The sequence below is a fragment of the Bradyrhizobium ivorense genome (assembly GCF_900696085.1).
GTDB lineage: Bacteria > Pseudomonadota > Alphaproteobacteria > Rhizobiales > Xanthobacteraceae > Bradyrhizobium > Bradyrhizobium ivorense.
Map to the genome: position 1 here is coordinate 156,891 of NZ_CAADFC020000028.1, position 15,045 is coordinate 171,935.

Consider the following 15,045-nt stretch of genomic DNA (forward strand, 5'->3'; position numbering starts at 1 on the left):
GCACGGGTAATGTATCGAGGTGCTATTATACCTCTGCTATTTGCTTGCGGTCCGCCGCCGAACCCAGGTCGAGTGTGCATGGACGTTACCGCCTCGCTCGAACTTTGGTGGAGGCCCTTAACCTGCGTTCTGTCGGAACGGCAATGACCCGTGGCAAATGTTTGTCGAAGAGGGTATTGGTAAGCAGTATTGCCGTTCAAAGATCATACGCGTTGGAATTATTGATTTCAGTTAGGTAGATTGCGTTTGCATCAAGCCAAAGCCCGATGGGGGCGCGCCGGTGTCGGAATTTGATTCTTCGGCCTTATTGGAGCGCGACGATGGCGCTGCGCCGTCGAGCGCCATACCGGCGGGAATGCCCATATCGACATCGTCCGCTCCACTGGATCCCGCGGTCGCCGCGATCTGTCGGCCGATCTCGGCCGAGGATCCTTGCGGACCGGACTTGGACATCGCAGAGGATGCGGCATACCTCAACTACTTCGCCGCTGTCGAAGGGATCTTGCCGCCGTCGTTCTTCTCCAGCGAGGATGGCAAACCGTTTGACCGGACTACGGTCGACCTGCCCGGGCAAATCGATGCGCTTGAGCCGTTGTTGAGACGTACCCGCGATATCCGGTTGATGGTCACACGCGCTCGCTTGATGGTTCTCAACCGGGATCTGAAGGGTTTCGCAGTCAGCATAGCCGCCATAGCCGAGTCGCTCGATTTGTATTGGGATGCGGTGCATCCGAGGGTTGTGGACGGCGAAATGACCGCGCGACAATCGGCGCTGGCGGCGTTGGAACTGCCGACAGTGGTGTTCGCGCTGCAATATACGCCCCTGTTCGAGGCGCGTCGGATTGGACCAATCAGCTATCGCGCCTGGATGATCGCGAATGGGGGAGCGAAGGCGCGCGACGGCGAACCTGCCCTGAATCTGGCCAGCATCGTTTCGGCAAGAGGCGATGCCGAGCCGGCGATGCTCGAGGAGACACGCGGGAACATTCGGCTGCTCAAGGCCTCCCTTAGCCGCATACGCGATGCATTCGCGAAGCAAGGCGGCTCCGCCGGCCTCGAGAATCTGCCATCACTGACCAACAATATCCTCGCGTTCGTGGATCCGCGCGCCGCGGAAAGTGCCAAACCGGCAACTGCCGATGGCGAAGAGCCGGAAATGGCGAGCGCATCATCCCAGCCATCGGGCTTCTCGGCGGGCTCGCTGACCGACGCGAAGGAAGCACTGGCCGCGATTGCCGATTACTACGCCAGGTCGGAGCCTTCGAGCCCCACACTTCCGCTGGTTCGGCAGGCCCACCAGCTCGTCGGCAAGTCGTTCTTCGAGGTGATGAGCGTGTTGGTACCCACGCAAATCGAGAAGGCGGCGTTCCAGATAGGCGGCGACCAGGTCTTCGAATTGCCGCTTGGCAAGCTTCCCAAACCGCCAGAGTTGCACATGCCGGCCGAGAGCCCGAACCCACAGCCGGGCGAGGTCTTGGATGGTGCAGCAGACATGCCGCATACCCGCAACCGTATCGAATCGCGTTCAGAGGCGATCGGGCTGCTGGAACAGGTCGAGCGCCATTTTCGCCGCACCGAGCCCTCGAGCCCGGTGCCGTGGCTTTGCGAACGCGCGCGGGCCTTGGCCGAACGGGATTTCATGGCAGTGCTTCGCGACGTATTGCCGAAGGCGGCGCTGAGGAACATCGGCGTCGAAAGGTAGAGTTTGGTTAAAACGGAAGGATGGCCAGATGTGTTCTTGACGATTGACGGGATAACAAAAATTCCGTCTAATCTAGAGCATTAGTCGACCAATCCAACGGACTTGATCGGCTGTCGCGGTTTTTTGGTCGACGGCCTGCATTTTTAGATTGGGGCTGTATATGGCACGAGATAGCGGCCAGAAGTTTATTCGCCGAAATCGCCCGCCTAGGGTGCATATCACTTACGAGAATCCGTCGAACGCCGAGGAGAAGATCGAGCTCCCCTTTGTCATGGGAGTGTTGTCCGATTTGTCGGGCAACGCGCCGGGCGTCGAAAAGCCAGAACTCAAGGACCGCAAGTTCCTGGAGTTCGACATGGACAATCTCGACGCTCGAATGGCAGCGATTCAGCCTGGCGTCAGTTTCCGTGTCGAAAACAAGCTCTCCGAAAACTCCGACGAAAAAATGGGCGTGAGTTTGCGGTTCGACAAAATGGCGGATTTCGAGCCAGCGGCGGTCGCAAAGCAAATTCCGGCGTTGGCAAAGCTGCTGGAAGCGCGGCAGCAGCTGGCCAATCTGCAGCGTTACATGGACGGCAAGGTTGCCGCCGAAGCGCAGTTGCGCAAGCTCCTGTCGGACCCGCAACTCATGGCCGCGGTCAAGAACCGTGCTTCCGAGCAAGCCGGCCCGGACGACGATACGACTGAAAGCAAATCCTGATCGGAGACTGGGCCATGGCCACCGAAACCGCGGCGACGCGCACCGTCCAAGAAGGCGTCTCTGAAACTCGAGAGGTCGATGAATTCGCGGCGCTGCTTAAGCAAAGTTTCAGGCCGCGAACCGAACGAGCCGCCACCGAAGTTGAAAACGCGATCCAGACGCTGGTTTCACAGGCTCTGGCTGACACGAGCCTCATCAAGTCCGATGTGCTGGATACCATCGAGGAGATGATCGCCCAACTGGACAAGAAGCTGTCGGCGCAAATGAATGAGGTTCTTCATGCGCCCGAATTTCAGCAGATCGAGAGCGCGTGGCGAGGTCTGAAGTATCTGGTATTCCAATCTGAAACGGACGCGATGCTGAAAATTCGCGTTCTGAACACGTCCAAGAACGAGCTTTATCGACACTTGCGGCAGTATCCCAACGCCGCTTGGGACCAAAGTTCGCTATTCAAGAAAGTGTATGAAGAGGAATTCGGGCAACTGGGCGGTCACCCGTACGGGTGTCTGATCGGCGATTTTTACTTTAGTCATTTGCCGACTGACGTGCAGTTGCTGCGAGATCTCAGCAAGATCGCCGGCGCCGCCCATGCGCCATTCTTCGCTGCCGCGGACTCGACCCTGATGGGAATGGATTCGTGGAACGAATTGATGAATCCGCGGGATCTGAGCAAATTGTTCGACACTCCCGAATACGCGGCATGGAAGTCGTTGCGGGATTCTGACGATGCAAAATATGTCGGCCTGTGTTTGCCGCGGGTGCTTGCCCGTCTGCCGTACGGCGCCAAGACCGAGCCGGTCGACGAGTTTGCATTCGAGGAGGATACCGACGGCCACAAGGGCGAGAAATACGCCTGGATGAACGCGGCCTATGCTATGGCGGCCAACATCAATCGCGCCTTCAAGGAGTACGGATGGTGTGCGCGTATTCGCGGCGTTCAGTCGGGTGGCGAAGTTGAGGATTTGCCCTCCCACACCTTCCCAACCGACGATGGTGGCGTCGACCTGAAATGTCCGACCGAAATAGCGATCAGCGATCGCCGCGAGGCGGAACTCGCAAAATCAGGTTTGATTCCGCTGATTCATCGCAAGAACACCGATCGGGCCGCGTTCATAGGTGCGCAATCTCTCTGCAAGCCGAAGGCCTATCAGAATAATCCCGAGGCGACGGCCTCCAGCAATTTGGCATCGCGCTTGCCCTACATGTTCGCGGTCAGCCGGTTCGCGCACTTCTTGAAGTGCATGGTGCGCGACAAGGTGGGCTCGTACTACGAGAAGGATCAACTGCAGAAGTGGCTGAATAACTGGATCATGGAATACGTCGATGGTGATCCGAAGAACTCCAGCGAGACCACCAAGTGCCGAAGGCCGCTGGCCGGCGCCAAGATCACGATCGTGGAGAACGAGGAGAATCCGGGATACTACTCTGCGACGTTTGAACTGCGGCCGCATTTCCAGCTCGAAGGGATGGATATCGGCCTGCGCCTGGTGTCACGATTACCTGTCGCGAAGTGAAATTGCATTGAACGGCTGAGGCCATACGAAGACAAATTTTACAGGGTGCCTTGTCTCGCGTCGGGTCATGGTGACCACCGCGTGCGATGGTGCCCAGCACCATGGAGGTAATTCAGATGGCTGGCGACATGTTTCTGAAGCTCGACGGAATTAAGGGCGAGTCCATAGATGACGCTAAACCCGCCCACAAGGACGAGATCGATATCATCGGTTGGTCCTTTGGAGTAAGCAATCCGGCCTCCTTTGCGCTGGGGCAGGGCGGTCAGCAAAGCAAGCCCACCTTCTCCGATTTTCACATCAGCAAGTACGTTGACAAGGCGAGCGCTGCTTTGATGAATGCTGCCGCAACCGGAAAGCACTTCAAGGACGGCAAGATTACGTGCCGCAAGGCTGCCGGCGAGAGCAAGCTCGAATACCTGATCATCAAGCTGGACGAAGTTCTGATAACGAGCGTGCAGCACAGCGGGTCGGGGTCCGAGCAATACGTTCACGAAAGTGTAACGCTGACCTGTGGCGCCATCGATTTCACCTACCAGGGTCAGGCAGACATCACCGGCGGCGCGGAAGGCAATTTTGAGTTCACATACGACCTGCAGAAGCAGACTTCCAATCTTAAATAGCGGCGCCTGATTCCTGCCATTCAACGTGCATCCTCATCGCAATCACGGCCTCGAGCCGTGTATTGCGGTCTGGATCGGAAGCGTTGGACTGCATTCTCGCAATGGGCTGCTGCGGAAAGCGAGGCGATGGCCGACCGAGACATCAAGACTCGTCTCAGCCCACCGCTGATGCACGTGTTCCGTTCGGCGCACCTCGCCAAGGACGCCCAGAAGACGGTGGACTTGCGCGATGAAGCCGGCGAACGCGTCATCGCGGGTCGCAGGCTGCGAGCCCGCCAGGTTATCACAGAGCCCGCGCTCCGCCGCGAGGTCGCCCGCGATCTGGATTCATTGCTCAATACGATCGCGATGGCATCGACAATCGATATGAGCGAGGTGCCACATGTCCGCAAATCGATCCTCAACTTCGGGATCGCGGATCTGGCCCGCCTCTCGATCGACGAGGCTGCGGTTGATGATATTCCGGAGGAGATCCGGACCGCGATCCTTAACTACGAACCTCGGCTAGCGCCGTCTTCGTTGCAGATTGAGCGCGATACGACCGTCAACGTGACCGAGCTCAAGGTGCGGTTCGTCGTTCGGGCCGAGTTGGTGTGTCATCCGGTGCACGTTCCGGTCGAGTTTATCGCCGACGTGATCGACGCCGGAAAAATCGTTATCAATCGTGTGTAGCTTCCATGGACCGAGAATTTCTCGATCTATATAATCGGGAACTTCAGCTGCTTAACGAGCAGGCGCGCGAATTCGCTGGCGAGTATCCGGGTATCGCAGAGCGGTTGGGCGGCCTCCTCGACGACCGCATTGATCCGATGATAGGCGGTTTGTTGGAGGGGGCTGCTTTTCTGGCAGCGCGTGTACAACTCAAGCTGAAGCACGAATTTCCGGAGTTTACCAACAACCTCCTGGAGCAACTGGCGCCACACTACCTTGCCCCAACACCGTCGATGATGCTGACGAAAGTCATCCCGATGTTTGGTGACAAGGCGTTGCGCGACGGGCGTGCGATCGGCCGCGGAGCTTATCTCGACGCCACCTTTCGCCAGCTCGATCGTCAAATCGCGTGCCGTTACCGGCTTTGCAGCGATATCGTGGTGTGGCCGTTTGAGCTGACCGGTGCGGAATACTTTCCATCGCCTGCGCCACTCCAGGCGCTCGGCCTTGCGGTTGGTGCCGAGGGGCTGGCGGGCATGCGGCTGACCTTGACGCATCGCACGACGCCGCGCCTGGAGGATGAGCCGCCCGACGCCGAGGGAATCCACAAGGACGAGATGCAGTTTGCAGGCTGTGGTACGTCGAATCTGCCGTTCTATTTCATCGGTCCCGAGGCCGATTCGATCGCCCTCTATGAACAGCTGTTTGCTCACTGCAAAGGTATCTATTTTCGGTGCCTTGACGAGTTCGGCGACCCGGTAATTCATCGCGCATCGGCGAACTGTCTTGAGCAGATTGGTTTCGAACGCGACGAAAGGTTGTTTCCGAACGACCATCGCCTTTTCGAGGGATTTGATCTCCTTCGCGAATACTTCATGTTTCCGCGAAAATTCCTCGGCTGCAATCTGACCGCCCTGCGCGAGGTATTGCCACTGCTGAAGGCCAAGACGGTCGACATCCTCTTTGTGTTCGGCGAAGTCAATGCGCGACTGACCGCCGCGATACGTCCCGAAATGTTCGCGATGTATGCAGCGCCCGCCATCAATCTGTTCGAAAAGACCACCGATCGCATCGCGCTCAAATCGAACCAGCACGAGTATCACGTGATACCGGACCGCAGTCATTACCTTGACTTCGAACCGCACCGGCTGCTCGATGTCTATGCTCATTTTCCGGGCGGCCAGGACAAGATTCCGGTCCAGCCACTCTATGCGGCATCGCTCGATGGGTCACAGCATGCGGCGGGTCTTCACTATACGACACGACGGCTGCCGCGGCGGCGTACGGTAGAAGAGAAGCGCACAGGCCTTTCTTCCGACTACGTCGGGACCGACATGTTCATCTCGCTGAGCGAGCCGAATGTGGACGACAAGCAGGCCTCCGTCGCGGAGCTAAGCGTGCGCGCGTTGTGTTCCAATCGGCATCTCACCGAGCATCTGCCGATCGGCGTTGGAGGCGCCGATTTTCGCTTACTCGATGATTTCAGCCTTGATCTTGTATGTGTGGCGGGACCTACGCCTCCACGCGAGCCCGTGGTGGCGCAATTGCGAAGCCGGAGCGAAACAGCACACACCGGCACGGTTACGTGGCGGCTCGTCAACTTGCTGAGCACCAATCACCTTGGCCTGGTCGAGCGCGGCGCTGGTCGCAATGCCCAGGCGCTGCGCGAAACCCTCGCGATGTTCGCGGACATGGCTGACAGCATCACCGAGCGCCGCATTCGTGGTGTCCGGGATGTTGACAGCCGGCCGATTGTTCGTCGCATTCGCGAGCGCACCGGTATTGGAGTTGCACGGGGTATTGAAATCAGCGTGACGATTGATGAGAGGCCGTTCGAAGGCGCCGGCATTTTCCTGCTCGGCGCGGTCCTCGACCGGTTCTTTGCGGAGTATTCCGGGTTCAATCATTTCACTCAGACCGTAGTCCGCTCCGTCGAGCGCGGTGAGGTCATGCGTTGGCCGCCCCGAATGGGAAAGCGCAGGTCGTTATGACGCCAGTACCGAGGTGGCCATGACCTTCCTTCGAGACCTGCAAGAAGAGCCCTGGCGATTCGATTACTTTGCCGTGTTGCGGCATCTCGAACGCAAGCACAGGGATCGGCCCCGGATCAGCGACAGTGCGGCGAGGCGGGATGAGTTCGTCGTCTTCGGGCAGGATCCATTCATGGACTTTCCCGCTTCCAACATTGCGCGCGTGGTACAGGCTGAAGACAAGCCGCTAAAGATATTTGTCAAGTATCTTGGCCTGTTGGGGCCGCAAGGCGCGTTGCCGCTCGCTATTACCGAAGAAGCGCATCATAACGTGATCGCGCGGGATGACGCCTTTCCGCGCTTTCTCGATATCTTCAACCACCGTTTCATTCAGCTGTTCTTCCGGGCCTGGGCCGATTCCAGGCCGATCGCTCAGCATGACAGGCCCGAGCAGGACCGCTTCGTCGCCTATATTGGTTCTGCAATAGGTGTCGGATCGGCACCTTATGGTAACCTTGACAGCGTTCCAGACGCAGCGAAGCTCGGCCTTGCCGGTCTTCTGGGGGCAAAAGCCAAATCTGCCTCGCGTCTTGCCGCGGCGATCCGAGGCCTGTTCGGCGTCGAAACAGAAGTGGACGAATTCGTCGGTACGCGGCTGACGATCGAGTCGTCCGAATGGACCATGCTCGGGGCTCGGTATAACATTCTTGGCGGCGACGCACTGCTTGGTCAACGTATCTTCAGCGTGCAGGACAAGATCCGGATCAGGATCTTCACAAGAAACCTGGCGCAATACATGCGCTTCCTGCCGACCGGTGATCTGTGCGAGCCGCTGGCTGACCTCGTATTTTTCTACAATGGTGAGCAACTCGACTGGGACGCGGAACTGGCGATACCGTCGGGCGCAGCGGAGCCGATCCGTTTGGGCCTGTTCGGCCAGCTCGGATGGACCACCTGGATGTCGCCAAACTGGACGTTGACGGATGCATTCCGCCGCGACGCGCGTTTTCATCCCGCCGAACGAATGCGACACAAGCGCGCGGGAAGGCGAAGGGGGAACTGATGGTCGATATCAGTATCGAGGCAGTCGCGGGCAAGCTCAACAGGCTTGGATATGAGGCGTTTTTCAAGGCGCTGCGCCAGGCTAAGGGCGCCGGCAACCGCAACGTCGAGCTCGCGCATTGGCTAGCCCATATCTTGCAAAGCGAGCGTACCGATATCGGGCTCACGGCGGATCATTTCAAGCTCGATCGCGGCAGGCTGTCCGCGGACATCACTTCGGTGGTGAACGGCTTCCGCAAGAACGAAACCGAGATGCCGGCGGTCTCGAATACGGTCATGGACGCCCTTGATCGCGGTTGGCATTACGCGACGTTGTTCTTCGGGGAAACCCAGATCCGGACCGGCCACATCCTGGTCGGCGTATTGCAATCCCGCGAGCTCACGCGGGCGCTCGTCAACGTGTCGCCGGAATTCGCAAAGATCTCGGTTGATTTGTTGACCGCCGAGCACCGCAAGATCTGGGCCGGATCCGAAGAGGAAACCTTGCGCCCGATGGACGGTTCGGGAGCGGTGGCGTCAGGCACGCCGGGAGCCGAGCACGCGGCGGGCGCAAAAGGTACAACGGCTCTTGACCGGTTCTCCCAGGATCTCACCGCCAAGGCGCGGTCGGGCGAGATGGACCCAATTCTCGGGCGCGACGACGAGGTCCGGCAAATCATCGACATTCTGATGCGACGGCGTCAGAACAATCCAATCCTCACCGGCGAGGCGGGAGTTGGAAAAACCGCGGTGGTCGAAGGATTTGCCCAGCGCATCGCGGCGGGGCAGGTGCCGCCGCCACTGCGCAACGTCAGGCTCTGCGTGCTGGATGTCGGCCTCATGCAGGCGGGCGCCTCGATGAAGGGTGAGTTCGAGCAGCGGCTACGTTCGGTGATCGACGAAGTGCAGCAATCGCCAACTCCCATCATCCTCTTCATCGACGAAGCGCATACGCTGATTGGAGCCGGCGGGTCGGCGGGCACCGGCGATGCAGCCAACCTGCTCAAGCCGGCGTTGGCGCGGGGAACGCTCCGGACGATCGCGGCGACGACCTGGTCGGAATACCGGCAATACATCGAAAAAGATCCGGCGCTGACGCGGCGCTTTCAGCCCATTCTCATCAACGAGCCGGACATCCAGAAATGCTGCGACATGTTGCGCGGTATCCTGGGTCCGATGGAGAAGCATCATAAGGTGCGGATTTCGGACGCGGCAATCGTCGCCGCCGTGAGACTGTCGCATCGCTACATTCCTTCGCGTCAGCTGCCGGACAAGGCCGTGAGCCTGCTCGACACCGCTGCGGCGCGCGTGGCCATCAGCCAGAGCGCAGTCCCCGCGATGATCGAAGATGTGACCTCTTCCGTCGCCGCGCTCGAAGGTGAGAAGGTTGCATTGACCAGCGACGCCGAACTCGGTGTTCGCAGCGAAACCCGAATCGCCGCAATCGACGCCGAGATCGCGGCGTTGCAGGAGAGATTGGCGGCTCTTGATTCAGGCTGGGCCGCAGAGAAGGGAATTGTCGACGAGATTGGCAGACTGCGAAGCGGTCTCGATTCGTCCAAAAGTCCTGCCGGCGACAAACCCGCAGGGACCACGCCGGACACGCCATCCGACAAGGACGAAGTCCGAAAGCAGCTGCAGGACGCGTTCAGGCGGCTGGAGTCGCGGGATCCCGAAAAGCGGATGGTCTACGCACATGTCGATGAACATGTTGTTGCGTGCGTGGTCTCCGACTGGACGGGGATTCCCGTCGGGCGAATGCTGAAGGACGAAATCGAGAACGTGCTTCGATTGCCGGAAATTCTGAACCGCCGCGTGGTCGGGCAATCCCACGGGCTCGCGATGATCGCCCGGCGCATCGAGACCAACCGCGCGCGTCTCGACAATCCGAACAAGCCGATCGGCGTTTTCATGCTGTGCGGACCGTCGGGCGTAGGAAAGACCGAAACGGCGCTTGCCCTCGCCGAGGCGCTTTACGGCGGCGAGCAGAACATGATCACCATCAACATGTCGGAGTTTCAGGAGGCGCATACCGTCTCCTCATTGAAAGGTGCGCCTCCCGGCTATGTTGGCTTCGGGGAAGGTGGTCGCCTCACCGAGGCGGTTCGCAGGAAACCTTATAGCGTGATCCTGCTCGATGAGGTCGAGAAGGCTCATCCCGATGTTCATGAGATTTTTTTCCAGGTGTTTGACAAGGGGTTCATGGATGATGGCAATGGCCGGCGAATTGATTTCAAGAATACGCTGATCATTCTGACCACCAACGTCGGTACCGACCTGATCATGGGGCTCTCGGCTGACCCGAAATTCCGCGAAGATTCCGAAGCATTGGCGAAAGAGCTCAGGCCGGAGCTGCTGAAGGTGTTTCCGCCGGCATTGCTCGGCAGAATGGTCTCGATCCCGTACTATCCGCTGTCGAACAAGATGTTGAGTGGAATTGTGCAACTCGCCCTGGATCGGATCGGCCGACGTGTCAGCGAGAATCACGAGGCTGCGTTTAGCTACGATCCGGCTGTTGTCGATCACATCGTGTCGATGTGCAATGATCCCGATTCCGGCGGGCGCATGATCGACAACATCATCAACAACACCTTGCTGCCGGCGATGTCCCGCGAATTTCTCAAGCGATCTCTTTCCGGCGAGGAGGTAAAGGAGATTTCGGTCTCTATCGAGAATGACGAGTTTGCGTATGCATGGAAGTGACAGTCTTTCGCAACGGGCCGTGACGGCTGCATTTGCGCGATCGCGAGCCAAGCACCGGTGAACAGATGTCCAGAAACCGCTTCGAGCGAGTTGATGAAGTCCAGCCAGATGCAATCAGCTTGACGCTTTTCGACAAGGATGGATCCCACATGGGGATCGTGCATTGTCCAAAGACGGCGGCGCCAGACCGGTTGCCGGCGGACATGACAAGCCAGGAAGGACCCGCCTTGCACGCGCTGGCGACGGCGATCCAACTCGCAAACTCAAAGAAAATACCGATAGTGGTTATCGATCCCGACAACCTGTGGAATGCCGAATGGGGCGATCTGTGGCGCTATGAGGAAGAGGCGTAGTATTCGACGGATGCCGCCGGGTACCCTGGCCAGCAAGGAAAGCGGCGGGCGTGGACGAGGGATTATCTTCGCAATACGCACCGGAATCGAGACAAATGGAGGAGGAGCGCTGTGAGTGGTTACGTTATTGCGAGAGAGAATTTCAAGGAGGCTGCAAAGCATGTTTCAGCCGAGACGGATCCTGTCATGTTCAATCTGCTCTCTGGATTGCAGGGCTTGACCGATCAGATCGAGGCAGACTTGCGGTCGCTCCGGACCGAACTGCGTGGGCCGCAGCAGGCCCAACCGAGCAAGAGCGCAAAAAAGCCGGTGTCGAAGAAAAAGCCTGCCAAGGCGAGCCGGAAGAACACCAAGAAGCGGGGTCGTTGAGCCAGAGATTGTACTTCTGCAACTGACATGTCCACGTCGTCATGGCCGGGCTTGTCCCGGCCATCCAGGTCTTTCCCTGCAAGAACAAGACGTGGATGCCCCCAGGAAAGCCGGTTCGTCAGCCGGTCGCCGCGTGCATGATGTGGCAGCCGCTTAGAGAACCGCCACGACCCGCATCGGGAAACAAGCGGGCCGCAATTTGCTCGGGACCCATGTTCTCGACAGTTCGGAAGCCGGTCATGCTCAGCTTCGAGCAGAGTTCTGTTGTCTCAAGATAGCTCCGGATCTGTTGTCCGGTCGCAGGCGCTTCGGCGATTGCCGGCGGTGGCGCACAGGTGGTCGGGCGAAGCGAACCGGTTGAACAGACATAGTCAAACACCACTTCAGCACCGCCGCGAAGTTGCGCCACATAATCAAAAATTGCGACGATTGCCTGTTCGGTGAGATAGGGCACCACGCCGAGGCAGCTGAAAAAGCTGCGTTCGGCGGCTTCGAAGCCGGCCGATTGAAGCGGGGCCGCGATCGTTTGCTCTTCGAGGTCCATCGCGACGTAGGAAAGCGTTTCGGGCACTTCGATTGCGGCCATCGCCAATCGCTCGCGTTTGCGCGCCTGCGTCGCGGGATGGTCGACCTCGAAAATACGTATATTGGACAAGCTCGGCATTCGATATGGCAGCGTATCGAAGCCGGCGCCGAGCACCACCAGTTGGGTCGCCCCGTTGCTTATTGCGTTACGCAGGGCGTCTTCCGCAAGGCGCGAGCGGGCGGCGATGAACCAGCGCAACAGCGGCCCCGACAATTCAGCGCGCGAGACCAATGCGGACAGGCGCGCGTAATCGAGCGAAAACCTGGCATCGGGTCCGAGAATACGTGCGGCCAAGGGGTCGGCCAGAATGGACGCTCCATCCAGCACCTGATGCGCCGCCCGCAAATGCGCGGCGCTCAGAGCTGTCAGACTTGGTCGCCCCGGTTGCATCGCTCCAATCGTTATAGCATTCCCGGCAAGGCGGGCAGGAAAGTGTGAAAGGAACCCGTCCTAATTGCATACCTCAACATTGCCGGTGCCGCCGCCCGGACCGCCGCCGCCGCGGTACTCGAGATGACATCCGTGACGGACCGGGCGGCAGAGATAGGCATCGCACATGATCTGACCACTGCCGCTCGGCGTCCTGGCGGTCGCCTGTCGTCGGGGAACATCCGCCTTCGGCTCGGATCTCTCGCGGACCGGACGGGCCGCTCGTACCGGGCGCTCGTCCGTGTCGCGCTTCGCGAGCGGCTTTCTCGCACGGCGCTTCTCGCATTCGTTGTCATCGTTGAGAAACGAGCCCTCGGCGCAGGTGATCTTGCTGCACTGGTCGCCGTCTCGTTGGTAGCCATGCTCGCAGATCAGCGGACAGACGCGCGACGGCTTCAGCTTGATGGCATCGAGGGCATCGAGGGTGGCAAGTTCGACGGCGAATTTGGTTCCGGCGTGCCGGTTAAACAGTGTCAGTGAGCGGCGGGAAGCCGCGCCCCAGTCGCCATCGATCGTGCCGCTGAAGCAACCAACCCGGTTCAATTCGCTCTGAACCGCCTTGGCAAGATCGGCCTTCGGCGGCCCTGCGCTTAAGGCGGCAACCTTCGTGCCCTCCGTATTCTGGACAGGAGAAGCGACTTCGGAATTATTCGGCTTTGCGCCGTCAACGAGGGGTTCATTCGTGGAGAGCACGGCGACCGTTGAGGCGACGGCTGAAGTCCGCTTCCGTTCGGCGTCGGTCGCTGGTTCCTGCGCTGCCTGTTTTGCTTTTTCGGCAGCAATACGGGCGCCATCTGCAGTTTTCGCACCTGCAGCCGCATCGACCTGCTCGGCGCGCCGGGCATTTTCCGACAACGGCTGGGATTCTTTCGGCTCGGCCTGCTGAGCTTTATCGATCGCCGCAACGCGTGCGTTCTCAGCGTCGATCTGATCGAGGCGAAGCTTGGCCAAATTCGCGTAATAGCCCTCAGGATATTGGGCGAGGAATGCGCTCATGGCGGCCTTATTGCCGACTTGCAGGGCCAGCTCGTAGTCGCGACGAATGTCGGAAGAGGCGTTTACAGGTGGCGCCGCTTCCTCTGGCTTGGGTACGAGTGCCACGTCGTCGCCGCCCAACGAGCCGTAGACATAGGGCTCCTGTCGATTGCCCGTGGCTTGCAAAACGTCATCGCGGACGAAGCCGAAGGCCCTGCGCAAGTCGAGCCCAGGCTTTGCGATATACTTTACAAGCGCCGTTGCGTATGGACTGTTCTTGCTATTGCCATCGAGTGCCGTGAGTCCCGCCTTTGCGGCAAACGCGATCAACGTATTGGACGCGGCGGGCTCGACACGGGCGAGCCCCCTACTGATGGATCGAGAAGTAACCGTTCTTTTCATTGTGTCGGTGAAGGGATTATTGCGGCAGGCGTCGACTATCACAACACGCAGCCGCTTCGCGGGCTCGATCGCCAATAGGATCCGATCGAGCGAGAAGGCCTCGTCATAGATATCGGTGTCGCGTTCGAGCCTGGCATCTGTCGGGATCAAATAATTCGTGCCGTCAATTTCGATGCCATGACCTGCATAGTAGACGATGGCAATGTCGGCGTCGCGGACTTGATCGGCGAAATCCCTCAGTACCCGCCGCATGCCGCTCGAGGCCAGATCCAGCCGAGCGTCCACCACATCGAATCCAGCCTGTTTCAGTGTAGCGGCGATAGCGGCGGCATCATTGGCTGGATTTGTAAGTAATGGTGCGTTTTGATAGGTGGAGTTTCCGATCACCAGCGCGACTCGCTTGGTCGCCCACGCTGGCTGAGAAGCGAATAGAATTGAACCAATAAGGAGAATGAAAACTCTGAGGAGCCTATCCATGTCCATGGCGAACCTCCAACAAGATCACTTGCTTCGTTGAAAAGCGGCAAAATCCCACGCATCGAGCAATGGCGCCGGCCGCGTTTCACGAAGTGGCGATCTCGACCCCAATTTGTCAGTTATGAGGGGGCGGACGTTCAAGCCCATAGAAGATTCCGGGAATTTCTCGAGAATCCTTCGCTTGGTTATAACATATTGATATAGCTAATATATTATCGAGGTGTCCGTCGTCAGACACGGTTATTTGTTGCGCGGCGATGCCCAAATCCCGGCGTGGCGGCAGAGCGGCAAGGCTTTCCGTCAATCGGGGAGAGGACGGCTAATCGCAGCCAGGTTTCGCTGTTTGGCCGAGGCTATAGGCGCGGCTATCGTGGACCGCGGTCAGGATCCAGTGAGCGTTGCCAGAGTCTGCGGAAGCGAACCGAAGCAGAGGGGTGGACGACGATGTGTGGACCTCGCATCGAGGCACGGATCTCCCCCTGGTGACGCTGAAACATTCGCGCGATCGCATACGTGCTTGGCAAAGCCGTGCCGGCTGGCTTGGAGCCCACAT

General features: G+C 59.1%; 12 protein-coding genes. 10 read left to right on the plus strand and 2 right to left on the minus strand.

The window, feature by feature from the left end; genetic code table 11:
* Positions 1–280: 280 nt before the first annotated feature.
* The 10 genes from CI41S_RS31890 to CI41S_RS31935 all read left to right on the plus strand — a co-directional run bounded on the left by CI41S_RS31890 (position 281) and on the right by CI41S_RS31935 (position 11,623).
* Complete coding sequence (locus CI41S_RS31890) at positions 281–1,702, plus strand: type VI secretion system protein TssA (RefSeq protein ID WP_139863077.1); 1,422 nt, start codon at positions 281–283, stop codon at positions 1,700–1,702.
* A 160-nt stretch (positions 1,703–1,862) separates the two neighbouring features.
* Complete coding sequence (tssB, locus tag CI41S_RS31895; RefSeq protein ID WP_139485529.1) at positions 1,863–2,402, plus strand: type VI secretion system contractile sheath small subunit; 540 nt, start codon at positions 1,863–1,865, stop codon at positions 2,400–2,402.
* A 14-nt stretch (positions 2,403–2,416) separates the two neighbouring features.
* Positions 2,417–3,916 (plus strand): type VI secretion system contractile sheath large subunit, encoded by a 1,500-nt coding sequence (gene tssC / locus CI41S_RS31900; protein WP_139863078.1) that lies wholly within the window; start codon positions 2,417–2,419, stop codon positions 3,914–3,916.
* A gap of 116 nt (positions 3,917–4,032) precedes the next feature.
* Positions 4,033–4,536 (plus strand): Hcp family type VI secretion system effector, encoded by a 504-nt coding sequence (locus CI41S_RS31905; RefSeq protein ID WP_172627061.1) that lies wholly within the window; start codon positions 4,033–4,035, stop codon positions 4,534–4,536.
* A 126-nt stretch (positions 4,537–4,662) separates the two neighbouring features.
* A complete protein-coding gene (tssE, locus tag CI41S_RS31910; protein ID WP_244626750.1) occupies positions 4,663–5,208 on the plus strand; it encodes a type VI secretion system baseplate subunit TssE in 546 nt (181 codons plus the stop codon).
* Between the two features lie 5 nt (positions 5,209–5,213).
* Positions 5,214–7,178: a type VI secretion system baseplate subunit TssF gene (gene tssF / locus CI41S_RS31915; RefSeq protein WP_139863079.1), complete on the plus strand. Its 1,965-nt coding sequence runs from the start codon at positions 5,214–5,216 to the stop codon at positions 7,176–7,178.
* Between the two features lie 19 nt (positions 7,179–7,197).
* The gene (tssG, locus tag CI41S_RS31920) at positions 7,198–8,220 is read left to right on the plus strand and encodes a type VI secretion system baseplate subunit TssG (protein ID WP_139863080.1); all 1,023 of its coding nucleotides are present in this window, start codon (positions 7,198–7,200) and stop codon (positions 8,218–8,220) included.
* Positions 8,220–10,901, plus strand: coding sequence for a type VI secretion system ATPase TssH (gene tssH, locus CI41S_RS31925; RefSeq protein ID WP_139863081.1), 2,682 nt, complete (start codon positions 8,220–8,222; stop codon positions 10,899–10,901). Before tssG ends, tssH begins: the two co-directional genes overlap by 1 nt.
* Before the next feature lie 65 nt (positions 10,902–10,966).
* Positions 10,967–11,254: a hypothetical protein gene (locus CI41S_RS31930; RefSeq protein ID WP_139485523.1), complete on the plus strand. Its 288-nt coding sequence runs from the start codon at positions 10,967–10,969 to the stop codon at positions 11,252–11,254.
* Between the two features lie 111 nt (positions 11,255–11,365).
* Positions 11,366–11,623 (plus strand): hypothetical protein, encoded by a 258-nt coding sequence (locus CI41S_RS31935; RefSeq protein WP_139863082.1) that lies wholly within the window; start codon positions 11,366–11,368, stop codon positions 11,621–11,623.
* A 118-nt stretch (positions 11,624–11,741) separates the two neighbouring features.
* Here CI41S_RS31935 and CI41S_RS31940 read toward each other — a convergent pair whose 3' ends face one another.
* Together CI41S_RS31940 and CI41S_RS31945 are read right to left on the minus strand one after the other, a co-directional pair.
* Positions 11,742–12,599: a class I SAM-dependent methyltransferase gene (locus CI41S_RS31940; RefSeq protein WP_139863083.1), complete on the minus strand. Its 858-nt coding sequence runs from the start codon at positions 12,597–12,599 to the stop codon at positions 11,742–11,744.
* Positions 12,600–12,659: 60 nt separating this feature from the next.
* Positions 12,660–14,492, minus strand: coding sequence for a caspase family protein (locus CI41S_RS31945; RefSeq protein ID WP_139863550.1), 1,833 nt, complete (start codon positions 14,490–14,492; stop codon positions 12,660–12,662).
* Positions 14,493–15,045 lie beyond the last annotated feature (553 nt).